The organism is Acinetobacter lwoffii (assembly GCF_019048525.1).
GTDB classification, from domain to species: Bacteria; Pseudomonadota; Gammaproteobacteria; order Pseudomonadales; family Moraxellaceae; genus Acinetobacter; species Acinetobacter lwoffii_K.
In genome coordinates, this window is sequence record NZ_CP077369.1 from 671,808 (window position 1) to 698,022 (window position 26,215).

Consider the following 26,215-nt stretch of genomic DNA (forward strand, 5'->3'; position numbering starts at 1 on the left):
TTAGCCAATCGTAATTTGATGATTATTTAACAGCTCTGCAAGCGTTACATTCGAAGTTTGATGTTCTAAGACCAAAAGATCCTGATAATTTGAACCATTTGCTTCACCATCACGATCTACTTTCACGGTTGCAGATTCAGTTGCTGCATCATAGTCAACCTTAATGAATTTTTCGACTTGTGAAAGATGAGATGATGTCAAATCACTATCACTAAGCAAATCATTAAAGAATTCTGATGAGAATTGAATCGTTTCGGCATTGCTATCTGTTGCGGTAGAACCAAAACCGAAATCTGTCCAATGATCAATACCATGCCCCGCTTTGGCATCACTCGCATCTAGCACATTATAAATCAATGTATCGTGACCCTGACCCGTCGTAATGGTATCGTTACCCGCTTTGGCCACAATCACATCATCCGAACTGGTTTCAGCTACGCTGAAGCTTCTCGCTGATAATGGATTTACTCCAGATTGGGTATGAACATTTTCACTCACCAGCAAAGTGACAGCCGTACCCGATACGGTACTGATGTATGTCACATAACCATTATTGGTTGCACTTTGTGTCCAGCCTAAACCAAGTTCAACAGTATCCTCAGCAGTACCATTGATCTTCAAGGTATGTGCCGCATCAGTCATGGTCAATACATGTGATGCTGTCAGGTTAGTGATATTATTTGCTCCATTTACAGACAAATCCAGCACTTCAACATTCTTCAGATTTGCTGCCAAAGTAGCACCTGATACAGTTTCACCAGAACGGAGCTGAATCGTATCTGTACCTGCTCCAGCATTAATACTACTTGCTGTATATAGCAAGGTATCATTACCTGTTGTAGCCTTTTGGGCCGTCATATTTACAGTAATGTTCGTAAAAACATGAGCAGATTCACTATTTCCAGCACCACTTTCAACTGTCCATGCTTCTACCCCGATTTGTGTACCTGCAGTCGCTGAATCCTGATCAGTTAAAGCTGCTTTCGCCTGTTTAAAGCCTAACTTATCTATATTGCTTTGGGTTAAACCTGTAATGGTATAAGTCGTACTTGATCCAGTTCCACTTACTGTAATTTGACTAGATGAAATCTGTACACCATCGATATAAAAAGAGGCATATTGACCCAGACCTGTGAGTTTAATGGTCATAGTTTCAGTACTGCTGTCATTTGCAACTTCTGAAACTTTTGGATCATGCATCGATGCATTCAGGGTAAGTGGAATAATCTCATTTTCTTTACCGAAAGTTTGAGTCGGTTTGATATCAACGCCATTGGCTAAGGCATTAACCACCAAATCTCCAATGTCTTTGGTTTCAGTTAAAGGAGATAAGCTACTTTCACCAGAAGTTACAACCAACTGTAAGTTTCCAACAGTACCACTCCAGTGTATCGGCGGTAATATCGCAACATAAGCTGGTAGTCCACCACTTTCTGAGAGTACCCAAGTGTTGGTTGTGCCATCACCACCTGCATTACTTGCAAGCGTTGCGGATGCCGCATCATTTCCGACATAAACCAAGAAGCCATTTGGAACATCAGATAGCAAAATTGCACCATAAGACTCTGAACCATCTGAATCGTTCAAACTCACGCTTAGTCCACCTGCACCAGTCAGCTCAATTGCATTGGCTTTAGTTGCCAGTTTTGACTCATTACCAATAAAGTTTTGTGAAACAACATTTACACCATTATTGATCAGTTGAACTTCCACAGAACCCTTGACACTGACTGCTTTAACATCTGCACCGTCTTCTTGTACTTTTGCATAAGCAGTAAATGATACATTACCTGGTACAGTTTTCTCACCATTTGGCATGGTATACGTTAAGCCTACTGTTCCGCCATTTTCATCAATGTCAATGACGTAGAACTCACCATCAGTTGTACCATCACCATCAATATCTACACTTTGTAAAACAAGTGGTGTTGTACTACCCGTGATGTATAGCTGACCACCTTCCATGGCATCGGTTGTATCAGCAGCATTGACTTGCACATACATTTTACCATCGACAACCTTACCAAAACTTCCATCGGCAGGGTCGAGTGTAATAGAACTTGTGATTGCTGTCGCACCTTCACCCACCATACTATCTCCAGACATGGTGAATATCGGATTATCCGTCACAGGAGCGATTGGAATCGTCATGTCTTGAATCGGAATCGTTGCCTCTTCGGTAGCGCCACCCAAGACCGAAGTCGTAAGTGTCGCAACGAAATGGAACTGTCCAGATTGACCATTATCATTCCAGTCTGCTGGTGGCGTGATCACAATACTGTCTAACAGATTTTGCAAAGCAGCTTCGGCTTCGGCATCAGTGGCATTCGGATCTACCGTAACACTTGCTGTCCATACTGGGGTATCAGGGTTACCATCATTATTTGTATCGATCATGGTTTGTACCATACCATTGACGATTGTACCTGCTGGTAAATCTTTCAAGGTGACAGTAAACAATTTGCTTGCCGAATTATCCTGAATGGTAATGGCTTGATCTACCACATCGCTTAATTTAAATGGTGTATCTTCCGTAGCAGATGCACCATTATATTGCCATTGGTCAATAAGCGGTGCTTTACTGCCTGGAGCCTCAGCAAAATCTGTATTTAGATACCATGTCACTGAATCAGATTTGATGTCTGTTATAGCAGTCAAATCAGACCCTAGATCTTGTGTCTGTACAGTTATCTTAATCGGATGGTCTGTTAAGCCATCCGCGTCGGAACCAATCTTGAAAGTGACTGGTACATCAATACCACCCTGTGCGTTGATTGAAGGTGCATTATTTGCCTGATAGACCAGTACCCATGTACCAGCACCTATCTGTTGAACATTTGCACCTTGTACAGTTACACCCTCTGGCACATTTTCGATCAAGATACGAACCACGTGTTCACTGCCATCATGGTCAATCGAAGCGACGTTCAGATTAACGGTCACAGTATCCGTTGCAGTCAATGTTGCGGTATCTGGATTAGCATCATCATTTGCATCTTGATCTGATGATGAAGTGGTATTGCTTATTCCAGAAATACCAGTAACAGATAACTCAACAGCATCGGTAACTGCACTCGCCGTTAATTTTAATTCTCCATCTTTAACCACCGTGTCCGCTGGTGCGGTTTGCACCGAACCATAATGATTATCGGTCACTTCATATTTGTAAGTGAAGAAGCCCTGATCACCATCAAGCTGATCACCACCTTTAGCTGCAAGGGTTTGACCTTGTTCAGCAGTCAGTTTATAGTAAGTCTTCCCATCAATCATTTCAGTTGGTAAGCCTGCATTACTTAAAAGAACAGCCGATGTGCCAGTACCCAGATATAAAGTATAGTTTGCTCCTGCCGCCTGATTCTGTGCAATCCAAACATGTCCCAAAGTTTCGTCATTGTCACCATTTACATGAACAATGCCAAAATTCAGGGTCGTAATTTCATCTTCAACCAGTGTCGCACTGGTCGTTGCTTCTGCTTCGGCAGAAGGTGTCACTGTGAAATTAACGTCAGTTAATACACCAGTTTTGGAATCACCATCATTTTCAGTAGAAACGCCTGCAACTTTGAAATTCACATTGCCACTGTAATTCTCTGGTACTGTGATAAATACATTATTTAAATCTGTTGGTTTAATCACCCAGACACGTTCTTCACCTGTGCCAGTGACCAAAACAGTGGCTGGTCCACCCAGATTGAAATCTTTGGCTAAGCCAGTGATACGAAGGGTAAAGCTTTCTGAGCCATCTGTATTATCAATCGATGAAACATTTTCAATCAAATTAGAGAGTGACACTTTATGCTGGGCAGTACCATCCAGATTAGCTTCAGTGGTTGTATAAGACTGTACACCAGGCTGATTACTGTCATAATCTTTTAAGGTAATTGTCGGTGTATCTGCTACACCATAAACTGTAACAGGTATAGAGAGCGGACTAGATGAAGCAGATGTGACGTTACCATCCGTCGCCGTCGCAGTAACACTTAAGGTAAAGTTTACATTGCTGTTAAAAGGTGGAGTAATCGTCAGTGGCGTAGATGTACTAAAGTTAGAGATCGTGACTGAACCGTTAGTAATCGTTTGTTCTACGCCGCCATAGATAATTTTTGCACCAGCAGGAATATCTGAAATGGCGATATTAAAGGTTTCTGATGGATCAGAACTTCTTGGCGTAATAGACAGTGGGATTGGCGTATCTTCCAAACCAATCGCACGACCATTTAATGACAAGGTATTAATACCATCAGCAACAGGTTCGATGATAATATTTTCTAACCAAGCTTCACCTGATACTGCTGTCGTTGGTGTACCCGTCCCTTCATTGTCATCATCATAGTCTACTGTATAAGCTTCAACTTTGATTTTAAAGGTACCCGATACATTTTCAGGAGCCAAGAACTGTAATGTTGACAATGCACTAACAGGTACATCAATTGGTGTGCCTGTATAAGTTGCAGTATAGTCAACACCAGAAACTGTCCATTTGAATTGTGATCCGATGACTGTCGCATAGCTATCCCCTGAAACTAACTCAGGAGTTAAATGTGCATAAGTCAGTTCATCTGCGTCCTGATTCGTCCAGCCATTGGCAAGGTTAAATCCACTCTCAGTACCCAGTGTATACCATGTGTCTTCTGCACCTGCTGTCGTGTAAGTGTGACCACCTGTCATGGTCAGGTCAGCTGTACCATCTTTATCAGAATCACCTGAACCAGGAAGATTACCCCCGATTTCAGCAACAGGATTTACAGTGACTTTTATTGGCAAAGTTTTAGTCTGGGTATCTGTATCCGAACCATTGGTATCAGTTGATGTTACACTTACTTGAATGGTTGCATCTTGACTACTGTGTGCTGGCGGCAAAATTGTGAAACCATCCAATATAGCTTCACGGTCTGCTTCAGTCACATTGCTGTTAAAAGTGATGGTATATGGAGAGCTGCTCGAACCATCTCCACTAATACTCCATTCTCCGTTATTGGTTGGAGCAGTCACGACCCAACTTGTCGGAATTTCAAATGCGACTTGTGTAATGACTTCTGTACCAGTAGTCGTATCCGTCACTCTTACATTTTGCAGGAAAGCAACTGCTGTGTCTTCATTGGTAGAAACATCACCTGCTGCGACATCACCTGCTACTGGCGTAACTTGTAGATTTAAATAAACACTGTCAGTACTTTTAGTTCCAGTAGTCGGCCCATTACCTACACCATCACTATCTTGGTCCTGCGCATGTAGCGTGATCTGGATATTGTTAATGTCACCACTAAAGTCTTTTGGTGGTGTCACTGTAATCGATGGTAAGCTTGGTGAAACGCCATTGTAATTATTTGGAATGTCTATTCGATAGCCATTCAACGATTCTGTTGCAGTAATGGTGTGAGGCTGTCCACTTACAGTTAAGGTTGCACCTTCTGGTAACCCCGTAATGGTCATCCAGCGTTGCTCACTACCATCGGTGTCGGCAATCGAATTACCATCGCCACCAGTCGCCAATGTCACTTGCAACAAATTAGTCAAATTAAGTGCAGTATCTTCCGCAATCTCTTTAATCACAGGTGTCGTACTGCTTGTATCAACAAAACTAGTGCCATCTGAAATTTTCAGATCGATACCGTCCGTAACCGCCCGAACATTGACCACGACTGTTGCAGTACTGGTTTCACCGTTAACACCAGAAACTTTAGCACCGTTATCGTCAACTTCATAACTGGTTACACTTACCGTTACGGTAAAATTGGCATGACTTTCCGCAGGTGGTAAAACCTTTAATGCTTCAAACTGAGCAGACGTCATCTCCAAAGCATTTGCTGGTCTGGTTTCATCAGTCGGATGATTAACATCGGTTAACCAAATGGAGATATTGCCGCCATTCGATGTGAATAATGTAGCATCAGTACCAGATAAGAGCGCTGCGCCAGCAGGAATACCGCTTAAAGTAATCACGCCTAGACGTTCTGGGCTATCACCCGTTGTTGTATTGATATTTTGATCAATAGCATCGATTACACGTGGTGCTTTCAGACCCAATATAACAGCCGTATCTTCATTCGTAGTCACATTTGCTAGTGTTACATTACCACCCACACCCGTTGTTCCGGCTAAATTTGGTGCATCTGCGACTGGATTTACATTTACAGTCACATTGGTTGTTGTGGTTTGCCCACTGTCATCAGTAACTAGTACTTTAAATGTATCGGGACTGGTCGAAGAGCTTCCATCATAGTTACTATAGTTATCGGCAGGTTTATAAGTAATTCGACCAGCCTCATCTACAGTCACAGTGCCATGTGCAACACTGAAACTTTTGCTTCCATTACCGTTATCTGTTCCAGCAATGGTATTACCATTCGCATCCTGAATGGTAATATTCTCAAGTCGTGAATCAGCTGAGGTGGTGAACGGACCATAACTATGATCCTCATCCATCGTGATCACAATCTCAGTTTTTGGTGCATCATCAATCACTTGAACAACGAAACTACCAGATGCCGTATCGCCATCACCATCTTTGGCAATAAAGTCAAAATTCAGATTCAATGGTGTAGTATGACTTGGATGGTTTAATGAACCCAATAGTTCAAAGGTATATTTGCCTGTAGTCGTATCCAAAGTGACTTTGAACACATCACTGCCGCCACGCTTGGCTGTCAGTACGTTACCTGCCTCATTAATACTAAAGCTTATACCGCTATTACCTGTACTATCTAGCACTGCCTTTAAAGCAGTTTGATTTGCAGCAAAGCTTAAACCGCCGCCATTACCTGACCCGTCCTGACCATAACTCACACTCAAATTGCCTTCTGCGGTGAGTAACGATGTGTTTGGTTCACTTCCTGTCGCTAGACCTTTTTCATCTACAGAAGTTACTGCTGGCGCAGAACCAATTGATGGCCCATCATCCTTAAAGATAAAACGATCACCTACCGCAACAGGATCACTGGTGACCGCATCACCATCACCATCTGTAGCAGTTGCAGTTAGGGTAATTAAACCTGCATTGCTGATAGAAAGACTTTCATCATAAGAAGAACCGCCCACGGGATGTTTAAGTGCTTTTGATTGAGTTAAGATAACAGCACCCGTGGTCGGAGCAATGGAGATACGAAATACCACATCGCCTGATTCACTACCCGCACGTCCTTCAATCTGATTACCTACTTTATACAGCAAGACATTTTGGCCACTGGTGGTATCTAATCCGCTATCCACACCTTTGGAACTAATGTTAAGTGTATAAATCAACGCATTACTTGTAGCTTGACCATCCGCACCATACACAGGGGTGAATACATCTTTGACAAAATTAGCATCTGTTGCAGAAACAGAACCTGAGCCAAAATTAGTTTCATCAACAGTTATACGACCAACTTTTGCATCGTTCTCACTGATTTTAGGTTTATCGTCAACAATGCTAATGGTTACGGTATTGGTGACCTTATTACCATATTGGTCTACAGCAGTGTAAGTGAAGCTATTGGTTTCATTGCCTGCTAAATCTTTGGTTGCTGAAGTTAAAGTAAAGCTATAAGTACCATCTGAATTGACGGTATACGTTCCATTTGCTGTAGTGCCTGTTTTTGCTTGTGCTGTCCAACCCGTCTGTAGATTCAAATCACCATTAATAATATTGCTAGAACTACTCGCATCTGTTCCCGCAGGCTGAGTACCATTGGCATCGATCCCATCCTCACGTACGCTACCCACTGTAGTTAATGGATTGGCTGTAACGTCCTGCACATTAATGGTAAGGGTAGATGTTTTTAAGTCACCATCAGCATCACACACTGTATAAGTAAATACATCCTGTGCATTGGCTGTTATTTTGTTTGGATCCGCTTGATAGCTATAACTACCATTGGCATTTAATGTAAGCGTACCATAATCACCTGTGATGCTTGTTCCTACTCCAGTACTCGAAGTTGTACCTGTATTGCCTTTAGCAACACCGACTACACCACCACCAATAGCCCAACCATCTGCACCTGACTGGTCGCTAGAAAGTACACCACTGGCTGCATCTTTGGTCAAAAGCGCGCCTTCTGTAACACTTCCTGTATCCGCTACGGTGATTGGTGCATCATCAACAATATTGATGACCAAATTCCCTGCTGTTGCACTATCTCCATCAGCATCCTTGATTTCAACAGCGAAAGTAGCTGTTGTATTATCGCCACTCGTTTTTGCAGGCAAGGTATAACTATAATAAATCGTACCCGTTCCAGTTGCTGCATTGTATTCATAACGCGCAGTTAGACCATCTGAAAAGGTCTGATTCGTGGTAGTTAAAGTATGTCCACCCAGCTTAATGGCATCACTGGCTGCCAGACCGTCTGGAGAGGTAAAGCTAATTGTGCCACTGGTGGTTTCTTTATTGGTTGAAGCTTCTGTACCACCATCATTTAAACCAGATTCATAGACTGTCGTTGTTGCACCACCAGCCGTTGGTATTGTACTGGTCGGGGTTGCATCAGCAATGTTGATTGTCAATTGTGCTGTTGATGTGTCGTTATCGCCATCCGTTAAAGTATAAGTAAATACGTCAATTACACCACCAGCTGAACCTGCATTACGTGCATAACTATAACTACCATCAGAATGGATCGTTAATGTGCCATATTTACCAACAACCGGATAGTTACCAACTGGATCAATCGTGACATATAACCCATTAGCAGTATCTGCTTTTACTGTAGTTACTCGTGCGCCATCTGCACCTTTCGTGTCAGTACTGACCACATTACCAGTAACTACTGCCAAACTACCTACAGGAATGCTATTGCTATCATTCACAGCAGTCGGAACATCATCAATCACTTGTACAACCAGACTACCTGTTGTGGTTACCCCTCCTGCATCTGTGACACTCAGTGGAATGCCACTCAGAAGTAAACCATCATTTCCAACAACGCTATGTGTCTGGGCGTTGTTCAAAGTATAGGTATAACTCAAACTACCTGAAGTTGGGATACCACCTACACTGCTATTTGCCGTAAAACCATTTAGAACGATGGTTCCACCAGCGACGTTGATCGCTGCCGATGGGTTGCTGCTACTCAGTGATTGTAATTGTGAAAGGCTAAAGGTCTGTCCGCCTATGTTAATACTGCTTAAGCCATCTCCTGCATTGATCTGAATCGTTCCACTGGCAGATTCGCTCGCTGCACTTGCGTTGCTACCTGTACTTAGACCACTTTCATACACTGTAATCTGACCACCAACACTGCTACCGTTCTGATCGTTCGGTGTAATGCTTGGTAGGCCATCGGTATGTCCGTTAATGGTGATGGTTAATGTCGTGGTACTCCAGTCCCCATCTGCATCTTTAATGGTGTAGCTAAATGTTTCTGTGAGCTTGCCTCCATCTTTTAATGCATTCACGGTTGCGTTATTTGGGTCAACGGTATAGCTGTAACTACCATCGCTATTGAGTATCAGTGTGCCGTAGTCACCTGCAAGTCCTGTTCCACCAACATTATCTGTTTGTTCTGTTGTTGAGCTTCCTTTGCTGACTCCTGTCACTTGTGTTGCATCTGCACCTAAACGGTCAGCAACATCTGCACTATTGCTACTACCACCTGTGATCACGTTTCCTTCAAGTGCTGTACCGTCTTCTGTCACTGTGCCTGTGTCAGCTTTCGCTTCTGGGGCGGTATCTGTGATGAGAATGACCAGATCAGTCGCTACTGAGCTTTCATCGGTATTGTCTGTCACTATAATTGGGAAACTATCACTTACGCTGCTATCACCACCGCTGTGGTTTTTGCTGGTGCCACTTTGTTGGTAGCTATAACTGACTTTGCCTGTTACTGGATCATAGTCGGTAAGGGTCAGTGTTCCTTGTGTACCTATGATTGTTTTTGGTGTGGTCGGGGATAGACCCAAGAGTTCGCTGGTCAGAATGGTCGTGACACCAATCGTGATAGATTTCAGTCCATCTGCTGCGTTGACGGTAAACTCGCCTTGTACTGGGGTCGTTGCATTTTCGGCAATGCTGTTCGCACCAAGCGCTGATCCATTATGATCAGTGATAACCACGTTAGGTGCGCCATCGGTATGTCCGTTAATGGTGATGGTAATGGTCGCTGTCGATTTATCTCCATCTCCATCGGTAATGGTGTAACTAAATACGTCTTGGAGGCTTTGGTTATCTTTAAGGGCATTTACATCCGTATTGTTATTATTTAATTGGTAGGTGTAACTACCGTCAGCACGGAGAATTAATGTTCCGTATTCTCCATTCACTGCTGTATTCAATGCGCCATTTGCTACGTGTTCACCTGACGCAACTGTTCCAGCCTGTACTCCACTGACGTTAGCTTTGTCTGCGCCTTGGGTATCAGCTGTATCTCCACTAGATACGCCTCCTGTCAGTACGTTGCCACTGACTGGATTAGGTACGCTGTCTTCTGTAATGCTATTCGTGTCAGGCTTCGCAACAGGTGCGTCATCTATAATCGTAATCGTTACGGTATTCGTTGTACTATTGCCCTGAGCATCCTTAGTTGTATAGCTAAACGTATCCTCAACATTATCGCCATTTGATGGTTTAGTCAGTGTGTATGTGTAATGACCATCTTCATCAATGCTGAACGTCCCATATTGAGTCGAACCATTAGTAACGGGTACTGCTTTGACCTCGGATGGTAGGTTCACTGTATCTGTTACGGTATGACCAGTACCCGCAGTTGAACCACCCGCAAGACCACTTTCATTGACAGTATTGCTAATTGGGGCTGGTGTTAGATTGACATTTGCCACATTAATCGTAAGCGTTGAATGAGTTAAATCACCATCCGCATCACGTACCGTATAAGTAAATACATCCTGTGCATCAGCTGTTACTGCATCAGCGGTTGATACATAGGTATAACTGCCATCGGCATTTAAAGTGATATAGCCATATTGGCCATCTATCCTGCCTCCAACGCCACCAGCGCTGTTCGTTGCAGTATCACCCGATACCACACCAACCACTGCACCAGTATTCACCCAACCATCTGCGCCAGCAGTATCATTTGTTAATACACCGTCAGCAGCAAGTACGCTCAGCACACCACCTTCACTAAGGCTACCAGTATCTGCCACAGCAGTCGGAACATCATCAATCACTTGTACAACCAGACTACCTGTTGTGGTTACCCCTCCTGCATCTGTGACACTCAGTGGAATGCCACTCAGAAGTAAACCATCATTTCCAACAACGCTATGTGTCTGGGCGTTGTTCAAAGTATAGGTATAACTCAAACTACCTGAAGTTGGGATACCACCTACACTGCTATTTGCCGTAAAACCATTTAGAACGATGGTTCCACCAGCGACGTTGATCGCTGCCGATGGGTTGCTGCTACTCAGTGATTGTAATTGTGAAAGGCTAAAGGTCTGTCCGCCTATGTTAATACTGCTTAAGCCATCTCCTGCATTGATCTGAATCGTTCCACTGGCAGATTCGCTCGCTGCACTTGCATTGCTACCTGTACTTAGACCACTTTCATACACTGTAATCTGACCACCAACACTGCTACCGTTCTGATCGTTCGGTGTAATGCTTGGTAGGCCATCGGTATGTCCGTTAATGGTGATGGTTAATGTCGTGGTACTCCAGTCCCCATCTGCATCTTTAATGGTGTAGCTAAATGTTTCTGTGAGCTTGCCTCCATCTTTTAATGCATTCACGGTTGCGTTATTTGGGTCAACGGTATAGCTGTAACTACCATCGCTATTGAGTATCAGTGTGCCGTAGTCACCTGCAAGTCCTGTTCCACCAACATTACCTGTTTGTTCTGTTGTTGAGCTTCCTTTGCTGACTCCTGTCACTTGTGTTGCATCTGCACCTAAACTGTCAGCAACATCTGTGCTGTTGCTACTGCCACCTGTGATCACGTTTCCTTCAAGTGCTGCACCGTCTTCTGTCACTGTGCCTGTGTCAGCTTTGGCTTCTGGGGCGGTATCTGTGATGAGAATGACCAGATTCGTCGCTGCTGAGCTTTCATCGGCATTGTCTGTCACTATAATTGGGAAACTATCACTTACGCTGCTATCACCACCGCTGTGGTTTTTGCTGGTGCCACTTTGTTGGTAGCTATAACTGACTTTGCCTGTTACTGGATCATAGTCGGTAAGGGTCAGTGTTCCTTGTGTACCTATGATTGTTTTTGGTGTGGTCGGGGATAGACCCAAGAGTTCGCTGGTCAGAATGGTCGTGACACCAATCGTGATAGATTTCAGTCCATCTGCTGCGTTGACGGTAAACTCGCCTTGTACTGGGGTCGTTGCATTTTCGGCAATGCTGTTCGCACCAAGCGCTGATCCATTATGATCAGTGATAACCACGTTAGGTGCGCCATCGGTATGTCCGTTAATGGTGATGGTAATGGTCGCTGTCGATTTATCTCCATCTCCATCGGTAATGGTGTAACTAAATACGTCTTGGAGGCTTTGGTTATCTTTAAGGGCATTTACATCCGTATTGTTATTATTTAATTGGTAGGTGTAACTACCGTCAGCACGGAGAATTAATGTTCCGTATTCTCCATTCACTGCTGTATTCAATGCGCCATTTGCTACGTGTTCACCTGACGCAACTGTTCCAGCCTGTACTCCACTGACGTTAGCTTTGTCTGCGCCTTGGGTATCAGCTGTATCTCCACTAGATACGCCTCCTGTCAGTACGTTGCCACTGACTGGATTAGGTACGCTGTCTTCTGTAATGCTATTCGTGTCAGGCTTCGCAACAGGTGCGTCATCTATAATCGTAATCGTTACGGTATTCGTTGTACTATTGCCCTGAGCATCCTTAGTTGTATAGCTAAACGTATCCTCAACATTATCGCCATTTGATGGTTTAGTCAGTGTGTATGTGTAATGACCATCTTCATCAATGCTGAACGTCCCATATTGAGTCGAACCATTAGTAACGGGTACTGCTTTGACCTCGGATGGTAGGTTCACTGTATCTGTTACGGTATGACCAGTACCCGCAGTTGAACCACCCGCAAGACCACTTTCATTGACAGTATTGCTAATTGGGGCTGGTGTTAGATTGACATTTGCCACATTAATCGTAAGCGTTGAATGAGTTAAATCACCATCCGCATCACGTACCGTATAAGTAAATACATCCTGTGCATCAGCTGTTACTGCATCAGCGGTTGATACATAGGTATAACTGCCATCGGCATTTAAAGTGATATAGCCATATTGGCCATCTATCCTGCCTCCAACGCCACCAGCGCTGTTCGTTGCAGTATCACCCGATACCACACCAACCACTGCACCAGTATTCACCCAACCATCTGCGCCAGCAGTATCATTTGTTAATACACCGTCAGCAGCAAGTACGCTCAGCACACCACCTTCACTAAGGCTACCAGTATCTGCCACAGCAGTCGGAACATCATCAATCACTTGTACAACCAGACTACCTGTTGTGGTTACCCCTCCTGCATCTGTGACACTCAGTGGAATGCCACTCAGAAGTAAACCATCATTTCCAACAACGCTATGTGTCTGGGCGTTGTTCAAAGTATAGGTATAACTCAAACTACCTGAAGTTGGGATACCACCTACACTGCTATTTGCCGTAAAACCATTTAGAACGATGGTTCCACCAGCGACGTTGATCGCTGCCGATGGGTTGCTGCTACTCAGTGATTGTAATTGTGAAAGGCTAAAGGTCTGTCCGCCTATGTTAATACTGCTTAAGCCATCTCCTGCATTGATCTGAATCGTTCCACTGGCAGATTCGCTCGCTGCACTTGCATTGCTACCTGTACTTAGACCACTTTCATACACTGTAATCTGACCACCAACATTGTTTCCGTTCTCATCGTTCGGTGTAATGCTTGGTAGGCCATCGGTATGTCCGTTAATGGTGATGGTTAATGTCGTGGTACTCCAGTCCCCATCTGCATCTTTAATGGTGTAGCTAAATGTTTCTGTGAGCTTGCCTCCATCTTTTAATGCATTCACGGTTGCGTTATTTGGGTCAACGGTATAGCTGTAACTACCATCGCTATTGAGTATCAGTGTGCCGTAGTCACCTGCAAGTCCTGTTCCACCAACATTACCTGTTTGTTCTGTTGTTGAGCTTCCTTTGCTGACTCCTGTCACTTGTGTTGCATCTGCACCTAAACTGTCAGCAACATCTGTGCTGTTGCTACTGCCACCTGTGATCACGTTTCCTTCAAGTGCTGCACCGTCTTCTGTCACTGTGCCTGTGTCAGCTTTGGCTTCTGGGGCGGTATCTGTGATGAGAATGACCAGATTCGTCGCTGCTGAGCTTTCATCGGCATTGTCTGTCACTATAATTGGGAAACTATCACTTACGCTGCTATCACCACCGCTGTGGTTTTTGCTGGTGCCACTTTGTTGGTAGCTATAACTGACTTTGCCTGTTACTGGATCATAGTCGGTAAGGGTCAGTGTTCCTTGTGTACCTATGATTGTTTTTGGTGTGGTCGGGGATAGACCCAAGAGTTCGCTGGTCAGAATGGTCGTGACACCAATCGTGATAGATTTCAGTCCATCTGCTGCGTTGACGGTAAACTCGCCTTGTACTGGGGTCGTTGCATTTTCGGCAATGCTGTTCGCACCAAGCGCTGATCCATTATGATCAGTGATAACCACGTTAGGTGCGCCATCGGTATGTCCGTTAATGGTGATGGTAATGGTCGCTGTCGATTTATCTCCATCTCCATCGGTAATGGTGTAACTAAATACGTCTTGGAGGCTTTGGTTATCTTTAAGGGCATTTACATCCGTATTGTTATTATTTAATTGGTAGGTGTAACTACCGTCAGCACGGAGAATTAATGTTCCGTATTCTCCATTCACTGCTGTATTCAATGCGCCATTTGCTACGTGTTCACCTGACGCAACTGTTCCAGCCTGTACTCCACTGACGTTAGCTTTGTCTGCGCCTTGGGTATCAGCTGTATCTCCACTAGATACGCCTCCTGTCAGTACGTTGCCACTGACTGGATTAGGTACGCTGTCTTCTGTAATGCTATTCGTGTCAGGCGTCGCAACAGGTGCGTCATCTATAATCGTAATCGTTACGGTATTCGTTGTACTATTGCCCTGAGCATCCTTAGTTGTATAGCTAAACGTATCCTCAACATTATCGCCATTTGATGGTTTAGTCAGTGTGTATGTGTAATGACCATCTTCATCAATGCTGAACGTCCCATATTGAGTCGAACCATTAGTAACGGGTACTGCTTTGACCTCGGATGGTAGGTTCACTGTATCTGTTACGGTATGACCAGTACCCGCAGTTGAACCACCCGCAAGACCACTTTCATTGACAGTATTGCTAATTGGGGCTGGTGTTAGATTGACATTTGCCACATTAATCGTAAGCGTTGAATGAGTTAAATCACCATCCGCATCACGTACCGTATAAGTAAATACATCCTGTGCATCAGCTGTTACTGCATCAGCGGTTGATACATAGGTATAACTGCCATCGGCATTTAAAGTGATATAGCCATATTGGCCATCTATCCTGCCTCCAACGCCACCAGCGCTGTTCGTTGCAGTATCACCCGATACCACACCAACCACTGCACCAGTATTCACCCAACCATCTGCGCCAGCAGTATCATTTGTTAATACACCGTCAGCAGCAAGTACGCTCAGCACACCACCTTCACTAAGGCTACCAGTATCTGCCACAGCAGTCGGAACATCATCAATCACTTGTACAACCAGACTACCTGTTGTGGTTACCCCTCCTGCATCTGTGACACTCAGTGGAATGCCACTCAGAAGTAAACCATCATTTCCAACAACGCTATGTGTCTGGGCGTTGTTCAAAGTATAGGTATAACTCAAACTACCTGAAGTTGGGATACCACCTACACTGCTATTTGCCGTAAAACCATTTAGAACGATGGTTCCACCAGCGACGTTGATCGCTGCCGATGGGTTGCTGCTACTCAGTGATTGTAATTGTGAAAGGCTAAAGGTCTGTCCGCCTATGTTAATACTGCTTAAGCCATCTCCTGCATTGATCTGAATCGTTCCACTGGCAGATTCGCTCGCTGCACTTGCATTGCTACCTGTACTTAGACCACTTTCATACACTGTAATCTGACCACCAACATTGTTTCCGTTCTCATCGTTCGGTGTAATGCTTGGTAGGCCATCGGTATGTCCGTTAATGGTGATGGTTAATGTCGTGGTACTCCAGTCCCCATCTGCATCTTTAATGGTGTAGCTAAATGTTTCTGTGAGCTTGCCTCCATCTTTTAATGCATTCACGGTTGCGTTATTTGGGTCAACGGTATAGCTGTAACTACCATCGCTATTGAGTATCAGTGTGCCGTAGTCACCTGCAAGTCCTGTTCCACCAACATTACCTGTTTGTTCTGTTGTTGAGCTTCCTTTGCTGACTCCTGTCACTTGTGTTGCATCTGCACCTAAACTGTCAGCAACATCTGTGCTGTTGCTACTGCCACCTGTGATCACGTTTCCTTCAAGTGCTGCACCGTCTTCTGTCACTGTGCCTGTGTCAGCTTTGGCTTCTGGGGCGGTATCTGTGATGAGAATGACCAGATTCGTCGCTGCTGAGCTTTCATCGGCATTGTCTGTCACTATAATTGGGAAACTATCACTTACGCTGCTATCACCACCGCTGTGGTTTTTGCTGGTGCCACTTTGTTGGTAGCTATAACTGACTTTGCCTGTTACTGGATCATAGTCGGTAAGGGTCAGTGTTCCTTGTGTACCTATGATTGTTTTTGGTGTGGTCGGGGATAGACCCAAGAGTTCGCTGGTCAGAATGGTCGTGACACCAATCGTGATAGATTTCAGTCCATCTGCTGCGTTGACGGTAAACTCGCCTTGTACTGGGGTCGTTGCATTTTCGGCAATGCTGTTCGCACCAAGCGCTGATCCATTATGATCAGTGATAACCACGTTAGGTGCGCCATCGGTATGTCCGTTAATGGTGATGGTAATGGTCGCTGTCGATTTATCTCCATCTCCATCGGTAATGGTGTAACTAAATACGTCTTGGAGGCTTTGGTTATCTTTAAGGGCATTTACATCCGTATTGTTATTATTTAATTGGTAGGTGTAACTACCGTCAGCACGGAGAATTAATGTTCCGTATTCTCCATTCACTGCTGTATTCAATGCGCCATTTGCTACGTGTTCACCTGACGCAACTGTTCCAGCCTGTACTCCACTGACGTTAGCTTTGTCTGCGCCTTGGGTATCAGCTGTATCTCCACTAGATACGCCTCCTGTCAGTACGTTGCCACTGACTGGATTAGGTACGCTGTCTTCTGTAATGCTATTCGTGTCAGGCTTCGCAACAGGTGCGTCATCTATAATCGTAATCGTTACGGTATTCGTTGTACTATTGCCCTGAGCATCCTTAGTTGTATAGCTAAACGTATCCTCAACATTATCGCCATTTGATGGTTTAGTCAGTGTGTATGTGTAATGACCATCTTCATCAATGCTGAACGTCCCATATTGAGTCGAACCATTAGTAACGGGTACTGCTTTGACCTCGGATGGTAGGTTCACTGTATCTGTTACGGTATGACCAGTACCCGCAGTTGAACCACCCGCAAGACCACTTTCATTGACAGTATTGCTAATTGGGGCTGGTGTTAGATTGACATTTGCCACATTAATCGTAAGCGTTGAATGAGTTAAATCACCATCCGCATCACGTACCGTATAAGTAAATACATCCTGTGCATCAGCTGTTACTGCATCAGCGGTTGATACATAGGTATAACTGCCATCGGCATTTAAAGTGATATAGCCATATTGGCCATCTATCCTGCCTCCAACGCCACCAGCGCTGTTCGTTGCAGTATCACCCGATACCACACCAACCACTGCACCAGTATTCACCCAACCATCTGCGCCAGCAGTATCATTTGTTAATACACCGTCAGCAGCAAGTACGCTCAGCACACCACCTTCACTAAGGCTACCAGTATCTGCCACAGCAGTCGGAACATCATCAATCACTTGTACAACCAGACTACCTGTTGTGGTTACCCCTCCTGCATCTGTGACACTCAGTGGAATGCCACTCAGAAGTAAACCATCATTTCCAACAACGCTATGTGTCTGGGCGTTGTTCAAAGTATAGGTATAACTCAAACTACCTGAAGTTGGGATACCACCTACACTGCTATTTGCCGTAAAACCATTTAGAACGATGGTTCCACCAGCGACGTTGATCGCTGCCGATGGGTTGCTGCTACTCAGTGATTGTAATTGTGAAAGGCTAAAGGTCTGTCCGCCTATGTTAATACTGCTTAAGCCATCTCCTGCATTGATCTGAATCGTTCCACTGGCAGATTCGCTCGCTGCACTTGCATTGCTACCTGTACTTAGACCACTTTCATACACTGTAATCTGACCACCAACACTGCTACCGTTCTGATCGTTCGGTGTAATGCTTGGTAGGCCATCGGTATGTCCGTTAATGGTGATGGTTAATGTCGTGGTACTCCAGTCCCCATCTGCATCTTTAATGGTGTAGCTAAATGTTTCTGTGAGCTTGCCTCCATCTTTTAATGCATTCACGGTTGCGTTATTTGGGTCAACGGTATAGCTGTAACTACCATCGCTATTGAGTATCAGTGTGCCGTAGTCACCTGCAAGTCCTGTTCCACCAACATTACCTGTTTGTTCTGTTGTTGAGCTTCCTTTGCTGACTCCTGTCACTTGTGTTGCATCTGCACCTAAACTGTCAGCAACATCTGTGCTGTTGCTACTGCCACCTGTGATCACGTTTCCTTCAAGTGCTGCACCGTCTTCTGTCACTGTGCCTGTGTCAGCTTTGGCTTCTGGGGCGGTATCTGTGATGAGAATGACCAGATTCGTCGCTGCTGAGCTTTCATCGGCATTGTCTGTCACTATAATTGGGAAACTATCACTTACGCTGCTATCACCACCGCTGTGGTTTTTGCTGGTGCCACTTTGTTGGTAGCTATAACTGACTTTGCCTGTTACTGGATCATAGTCGGTAAGGGTCAGTGTTCCTTGTGTACCTATGATTGTTTTTGGTGTGGTCGGGGATAGACCCAAGAGTTCGCTGGTCAGAATGGTCGTGACACCAATCGTGATAGATTTCAGTCCATCTGCTGCGTTGACGGTAAACTCGCCTTGTACTGGGGTCGTTGCATTTTCGGCAATGCTGTTCGCACCAAGCGCTGATCCATTATGATCAGTGATAACCACGTTAGGTGCGCCATCGGTATGTCCGTTAATGGTGATGGTAATGGTCGCTGTCGATTTATCTCCATCTCCATCGGTAATGGTGTAACTAAATACGTCTTGGAGGCTTTGGTTATCTTTAAGGGCATTTACATCCGTATTGTTATTATTTAATTGGTAGGTGTAACTACCGTCAGCACGGAGAATTAATGTTCCGTATTCTCCATTCACTGCTGTATTCAATGCGCCATTTGCTACGTGTTCACCTGACGCAACTGTTCCAGCCTGTACTCCACTGACGTTAGCTTTGTCTGCGCCTTGGGTATCAGCTGTATCTCCACTAGATACGCCTCCTGTCAGTACGTTGCCACTGACTGGATTAGGTACGCTGTCTTCTGTAATGCTATTCGTGTCAGGCTTCGCAACAGGTGCGTCATCTATAATCGTAATCGTTACGGTATTCGTTGTACTATTGCCCTGAGCATCCTTAGTTGTATAGCTAAACGTATCCTCAACATTATCGCCATTTGATGGTTTAGTCAGTGTGTATGTGTAATGACCATCTTCATCAATGCTGAACGTCCCATATTGAGTCGAACCATTAGTAACGGGTACTGCTTTGACCTCGGATGGTAGGTTCACTGTATCTGTTACGGTATGACCAGTACCCGCAGTTGAACCACCCGCAAGACCACTTTCATTGACAGTATTGCTAATTGGGGCTGGTGTTAGATTGACATTTGCCACATTAATCGTAAGCGTTGAATGAGTTAAATCACCATCCGCATCACGTACCGTATAAGTAAATACATCCTGTGCATCAGCTGTTACTGCATCAGCGGTTGATACATAGGTATAACTGCCATCGGCATTTAAAGTGATATAGCCATATTGGCCATCTATCCTGCCTCCAACGCCACCAGCGCTGTTCGTTGCAGTATCACCCGATACCACACCAACCACTGCACCAGTATTCACCCAACCATCTGCGCCAGCAGTATCATTTGTTAATACACCGTCAGCAGCAAGTACGCTCAGCACACCACCTTCACTAAGGCTACCAGTATCTGCCACAGCAGTCGGAACATCATCAATCACTTGTACAACCAGACTACCTGTTGTGGTTACCCCTCCTGCATCTGTGACACTCAGTGGAATGCCACTCAGAAGTAAACCATCATTTCCAACAACGCTATGTGTCTGGGCGTTGTTCAAAGTATAGGTATAACTCAAACTACCTGAAGTTGGGATACCACCTACACTGCTATTTGCCGTAAAACCATTTAGAACGATGGTTCCACCAGCGACGTTGATCGCTGCCGATGGGTTGCTGCTACTCAGTGATTGTAATTGTGAAAGGCTAAAGGTCTGTCCGCCTATGTTAATACTGCTTAAGCCATCTCCTGCATTGATCTGAATCGTTCCACTGGCAGATTCGCTCGCTGCACTTGCATTGCTACCTGTACTTAGACCACTTTCATACACTGTAATCTGACCACCAACATTGTTTCCGTTCTCATCGTTCGGTGTAATGCTTGGTAGGCCATCGGTATGTCCGTTAATGGTGATGGTTAATGTCGTGGTACTCCAGTCCCCATCTGCATCTTTAATGGTGTAGCTAAATGTTTCTGTGAGCTTGCCTCCATCTTTTAATGCATTCACGGTTGCGTTATTTGGGTCAACGGTATAGCTGTAACTACCATCGCTATTGAGTATCAGTGTGCCGTAGTCACCTGCAAGTCCTGTTCCACCAACATTACCTGTTTGTTCTGTTGTTGAGCTTCCTTTGCTGACTCCTGTCACTTGTGTTGCATCTGCACCTAAACTGTCAGCAACATCTGTGCTGTTGCTACTGCCACCTGTGATCACGTTTCCTTCAAGTGCTGCACCGTCTTCTGTCACTGTGCCTGTGTCAGCTTTGGCTTCTGGGGCGGTATCTGTGATGAGAATGACCAGATTCGTCGCTGCTGAGCTTTCATCGGCATTGTCTGTCACTATAATTGGGAAACTATCACTTACGCTGCTATCACCACCGCTGTGGTTTTTGCTGGTGCCACTTTGTTGGTAGCTATAACTGACTTTGCCTGTTACTGGATCATAGTCGGTAAGGGTCAGTGTTCCTTGTGTACCTATGATTGTTTTTGGTGTGGTCGGGGATAGACCCAAGAGTTCGCTGGTCAGAATGGTCGTGACACCAATCGTGATAGATTTCAGTCCATCTGCTGCGTTGACGGTAAACTCGCCTTGTACTGGGGTCGTTGCATTTTCGGCAATGCTGTTCGCACCAAGCGCTGATCCATTATGATCAGTGATAACCACGTTAGGTGCGCCATCGGTATGTCCGTTAATGGTGATGGTAATGGTCGCTGTCGATTTATCTCCATCTCCATCGGTAATGGTGTAACTAAATACGTCTTGGAGGCTTTGGTTATCTTTAAGGGCATTTACATCCGTATTGTTATTATTTAATTGGTAGGTGTAACTACCGTCAGCACGGAGAATTAATGTTCCGTATTCTCCATTCACTGCTGTATTCAATGCGCCATTTGCTACGTGTTCACCTGACGCAACTGTTCCAGCCTGTACTCCACTGACGTTAGCTTTGTCTGCGCCTTGGGTATCAGCTGTATCTCCACTAGATACGCCTCCTGTCAGTACGTTGCCACTGACTGGATTAGGTACGCTGTCTTCTGTAATGCTATTCGTGTCAGGCGTCGCAACAGGTGCGTCATCTATAATCGTAATCGTTACGGTATTCGTTGTACTATTGCCCTGAGCATCCTTAGTTGTATAGCTAAACGTATCCTCAACATTATCGCCATTTGATGGTTTAGTCAGTGTGTATGTGTAATGACCATCTTCATCAATGCTGAACGTCCCATATTGAGTCGAACCATTAGTAACGGGTACTGCTTTGACCTCGGATGGTAGGTTCACTGTATCTGTTACGGTATGACCAGTACCCGCAGTTGAACCACCCGCAAGACCACTTTCATTGACAGTATTGCTAATTGGGGCTGGTGTTAGATTGACATTTGCCACATTAATCGTAAGCGTTGAATGAGTTAAATCACCATCCGCATCACGTACCGTATAAGTAAATACATCCTGTGCATCAGCTGTTACTGCATCAGCGGTTGATACATAGGTATAACTGCCATCGGCATTTAAAGTGATATAGCCATATTGGCCATCTATCCTGCCTCCAACGCCACCAGCGCTGTTCGTTGCAGTATCACCCGATACCACACCAACCACTGCACCAGTATTCACCCAACCATCTGCGCCAGCAGTATCATTTGTTAATACACCGTCAGCAGCAAGTACGCTCAGCACACCACCTTCACTAAGGCTACCAGTATCTGCCACAGCAGTCGGAACATCATCAATCACTTGTACAACCAGACTACCTGTTGTGGTTACCCCTCCTGCATCTGTGACACTCAGTGGAATGCCACTCAGAAGTAAACCATCATTTCCAACAACGCTATGTGTCTGGGCGTTGTTCAAAGTATAGGTATAACTCAAACTACCTGAAGTTGGGATACCACCTACACTGCTATTTGCCGTAAAACCATTTAGAACGATGGTTCCACCAACGACGTTGATCGCTGCCGATGGGTTGCTGCTACTCAGTGATTGTAATTGTGAAAGGCTAAAGGTCTGTCCGCCTATGTTAATACTGCTTAAGCCATCTCCTGCATTGATCTGAATCGTTCCACTGGCAGATTCGCTCGCTGCACTTGCATTGCTACCTGTACTTAGACCACTTTCATACACTGTAATCTGACCACCAACACTGCTACCGTTCTGATCGTTCGGTGTAATGCTTGGTAGGCCATCGGTATGTCCGTTAATGGTGATGGTAATGGTCGCTGTCGATTTATCTCCATCTCCATCGGTAATGGTGTAGCTAAATGTTTCTGTGAGCTTGCCTCCATCTTTTAATGCATTCACGGTTGCGTTATTTGGGTCAACGGTATAGCTGTAACTACCATCGCTATTGAGTATCAGTGTGCCGTAGTCACCTGCAAGTCCTGTTCCACCAACATTATCTGTTTGTTCTGTTGTTGAGCTTCCTTTGCTGACTCCTGTCACTTGTGTTGCATCTGCACCTAAACGGTCAGCAACATCTGCACTATTGCTACTACCACCTGTGATCACGTTTCCTTCAAGTGCTGTACCGTCTTCTGTCACTGTGCCTGTGTCAGCTTTCGCTTCTGGGGCAGTATCTGTAATGAGAATGACCAGATCAGTCGCTACTGAGCTTTCATCGGCATTGTCTGTCACTATAATTGGGAAACTATCACTTACGCTGCTATCACCACCGCTGTGGTTTTTGCTGGTGCCACTTTGTTGGTAGCTATAACTGACTTTGCCTGTTACTGGATCATAGTCGGTAAGGGTCAGTGTTCCTTGTGTACCTATGATTGTTTTTGGTGTGGTCGGGGATAGACCCAAGAGTTCGCTGGTCAGAATGGTCGTGACACCAATCGTGATAGATTTCAGTCCATCTGCTGCGTTGACGGTAAACTCGCCTTGTACTGGGGTCGTTGCATTTTCGGCAATGCTGTTCGCACCAAGCGCTGATCCATTATGATCAGTGATAACCACGTTAGGTGCGCCATCGGTATGTCCGTTAATGGTGATGGTAATGGTCGCTGTCGATTTATCTCCATCTCCATCGGTAATGGTGTAACTAAATACGTCTTGGAGGCTTTGGTTATCTTTAAGGGCATTTACATCCGTATTGTTATTATTTAATTGGTAGGTGTAACTACCGTCAGCACGGAGAATTAATGTTCCGTATTCTCCATTCACTGCTGTATTCAATGCGCCATTTGCTACGTGTTCACCTGACGCAACTGTTCCAGCCTGTACTCCACTGACGTTAGCTTTGTCTGCGCCTTGGGTATCAGCTGTATCTCCACTAGATACGTCTCCTGTCAGTACGTTGCCACTGACTGGATTAGGTACGCTGTCTTCTGTAATGCTATTCGTGTCAGGCGTCGCAACAGGTGCGTCATCTATAATATTAATAACCAGATCACCCGAAGCTGTTTTATCGCCATCGATATCTGTCACTTCCACTGCAAATGTTGCATTGGTATTATCACCTGACGTATTCGCAGGAAGTGTGTAGCTATAGTGGATAGTACCTGTACCAGTTGCCGAATTGTATTCATAGCGTGCAGTTAAACCATCCGAGAATGTTTGATCTGCTGTCGTTAGGGTATGTCCACCTAACTTCACTGCATCTTGAGAAGCCAAACCATCTGGAGAGGTAAAAGCAATTGTACCGCTTGTTGTTTCCTTATCAGTAGATGCTTTAGAGCCACCATTATTCAAACCTGATTCATAGACTTTGGTACTCTCTCCATCGCTCGAAGGAAGCGTAACAAGAGGCGCACTATTGCCAATGACTAATGTCAAGCTAGCTGTTGAGCTATCCCCATCACCGTCAACCAATGTATAAGTAAATACCTCATTTACACCGCCCGGCGTACCTTCATGACGCTCGTAACTATATTCACCTGTGGTCTTATTGAGTATTAGAGTACCATACTGCCCTTCGATCGTCAGCGTTGTGCCATCATCTGTTACCACGTTAGCAGATACATTATCACTAACCACTGTGGAGATGCTCACTCCATCGGCACTAATTTTGTCTGCACCTGTAGCCCCACTACTCGTACCAACACCCGTCAGTACATTTCCAGTTTCAGGGGTAAATTGATTAGCAGCCACATTATCGATGTCGTTTTTGGCAAGTGGTGCATCATCAATAATGCTAATGACTAGACTGCCACTGCTCACAATATTACTTTGATCTGTCACAGATATACCGACTTCTTCCAGAAAGTTATCGGTGTGTGATGCATCGTTGGTAACAGGTTGATCTAGTTCATATTCATAAGTAATGGTGCCACCCGTAGATACGCCATTAAATTCCTGACCATTTGGCGTATAGTCAGTAATGATGATCTTGCCATGAGGCGTGTTGATAATAATCGGTGTAGTTGAGGCATTTTCCAGATCTGTTAGCAAAATATTGGTATCACCAACCGTAACAGACTTTACGCCATCACCAGCCCCAATCGTAATACTACCCGCTTCTTTATTTGAACCCGATGTATCAGTTAAACCCTGTTCATATACAGTAACATGCCCCTGTTCAATTAATGTATCAGTAGTATTGTTCGGATTTTCACTGCCGCCATTTTCATCTTTTATGCTAATCGAAGGATTTGCATCAGGTGTAATTGTGATTACCAATTCCGCTGAAGCGGTTCCACCCTGGCCATCACTAATTGTATAAGTAACTGTTGGAACGGTGCCATTCCAGTTAGTCGCAGGGACAAAGTGATAAGTTCCATCGGCATTGAGCGTTAGCTCGCCAATTTTATCAATTGTAACGGTTTGGCCTGCATTATAGCTTTTCCCCTCCACAACAAATTGAGTAACTGTGATTGCGTTTCCATCAGGATCACGATCATTAGTTAAAACATTGCCATTAACTGGGGTATCTTCAACACCTGTAATTTCATCCTTAACGGCGATTGGCCATGCGTTTTTATCCCCTCCACCGCCACTTCCTGCGGCTGCAATGATGCCACCAATAACAGCACCACCACCAATAATCCATGGCAGTAAAGACCCACCTGCCGCACTAGCAGGTAATAAGACCTCAAGCCCAGGTATTCCCTTAAAACCAGAAACACCATCAAACCAGTATAAGATACAACCATCTTCTTCAAAAACCAGATCAGAATCAACTTTGTCATATACGACAAAGAAGTTTTCGATAAGGACAGTTTCACCATTATTTAACTTTAAAATCAGGTTATTGCCATCACGTAAAAACTCTGCTACATCATTACGATGCATTTTGGTATGGACAATTGATGCTTCTGTTAAAGTGATATGTTGCGTGTTGATAGATACTTTATTTAAAGAATCTTTTTCTACTACAATAAAATTTGTCATGTTCTGTGTGGCCTATATTCGTTGAAACTTTTAAATG

Annotated in this window: 1 protein-coding gene; it reads right to left on the reverse strand. The window is 44.7% G+C overall.

The genetic code is table 11. The annotated features are described in order from the left end of the window. Window positions 1-26,178: a VCBS domain-containing protein gene (locus I6L24_RS16530; protein WP_228733338.1), complete on the reverse strand. Its 26,178-nt coding sequence runs from the start codon at window positions 26,176-26,178 to the stop codon at window positions 1-3. Window positions 26,179-26,215: the final 37 nt, after the last annotated feature.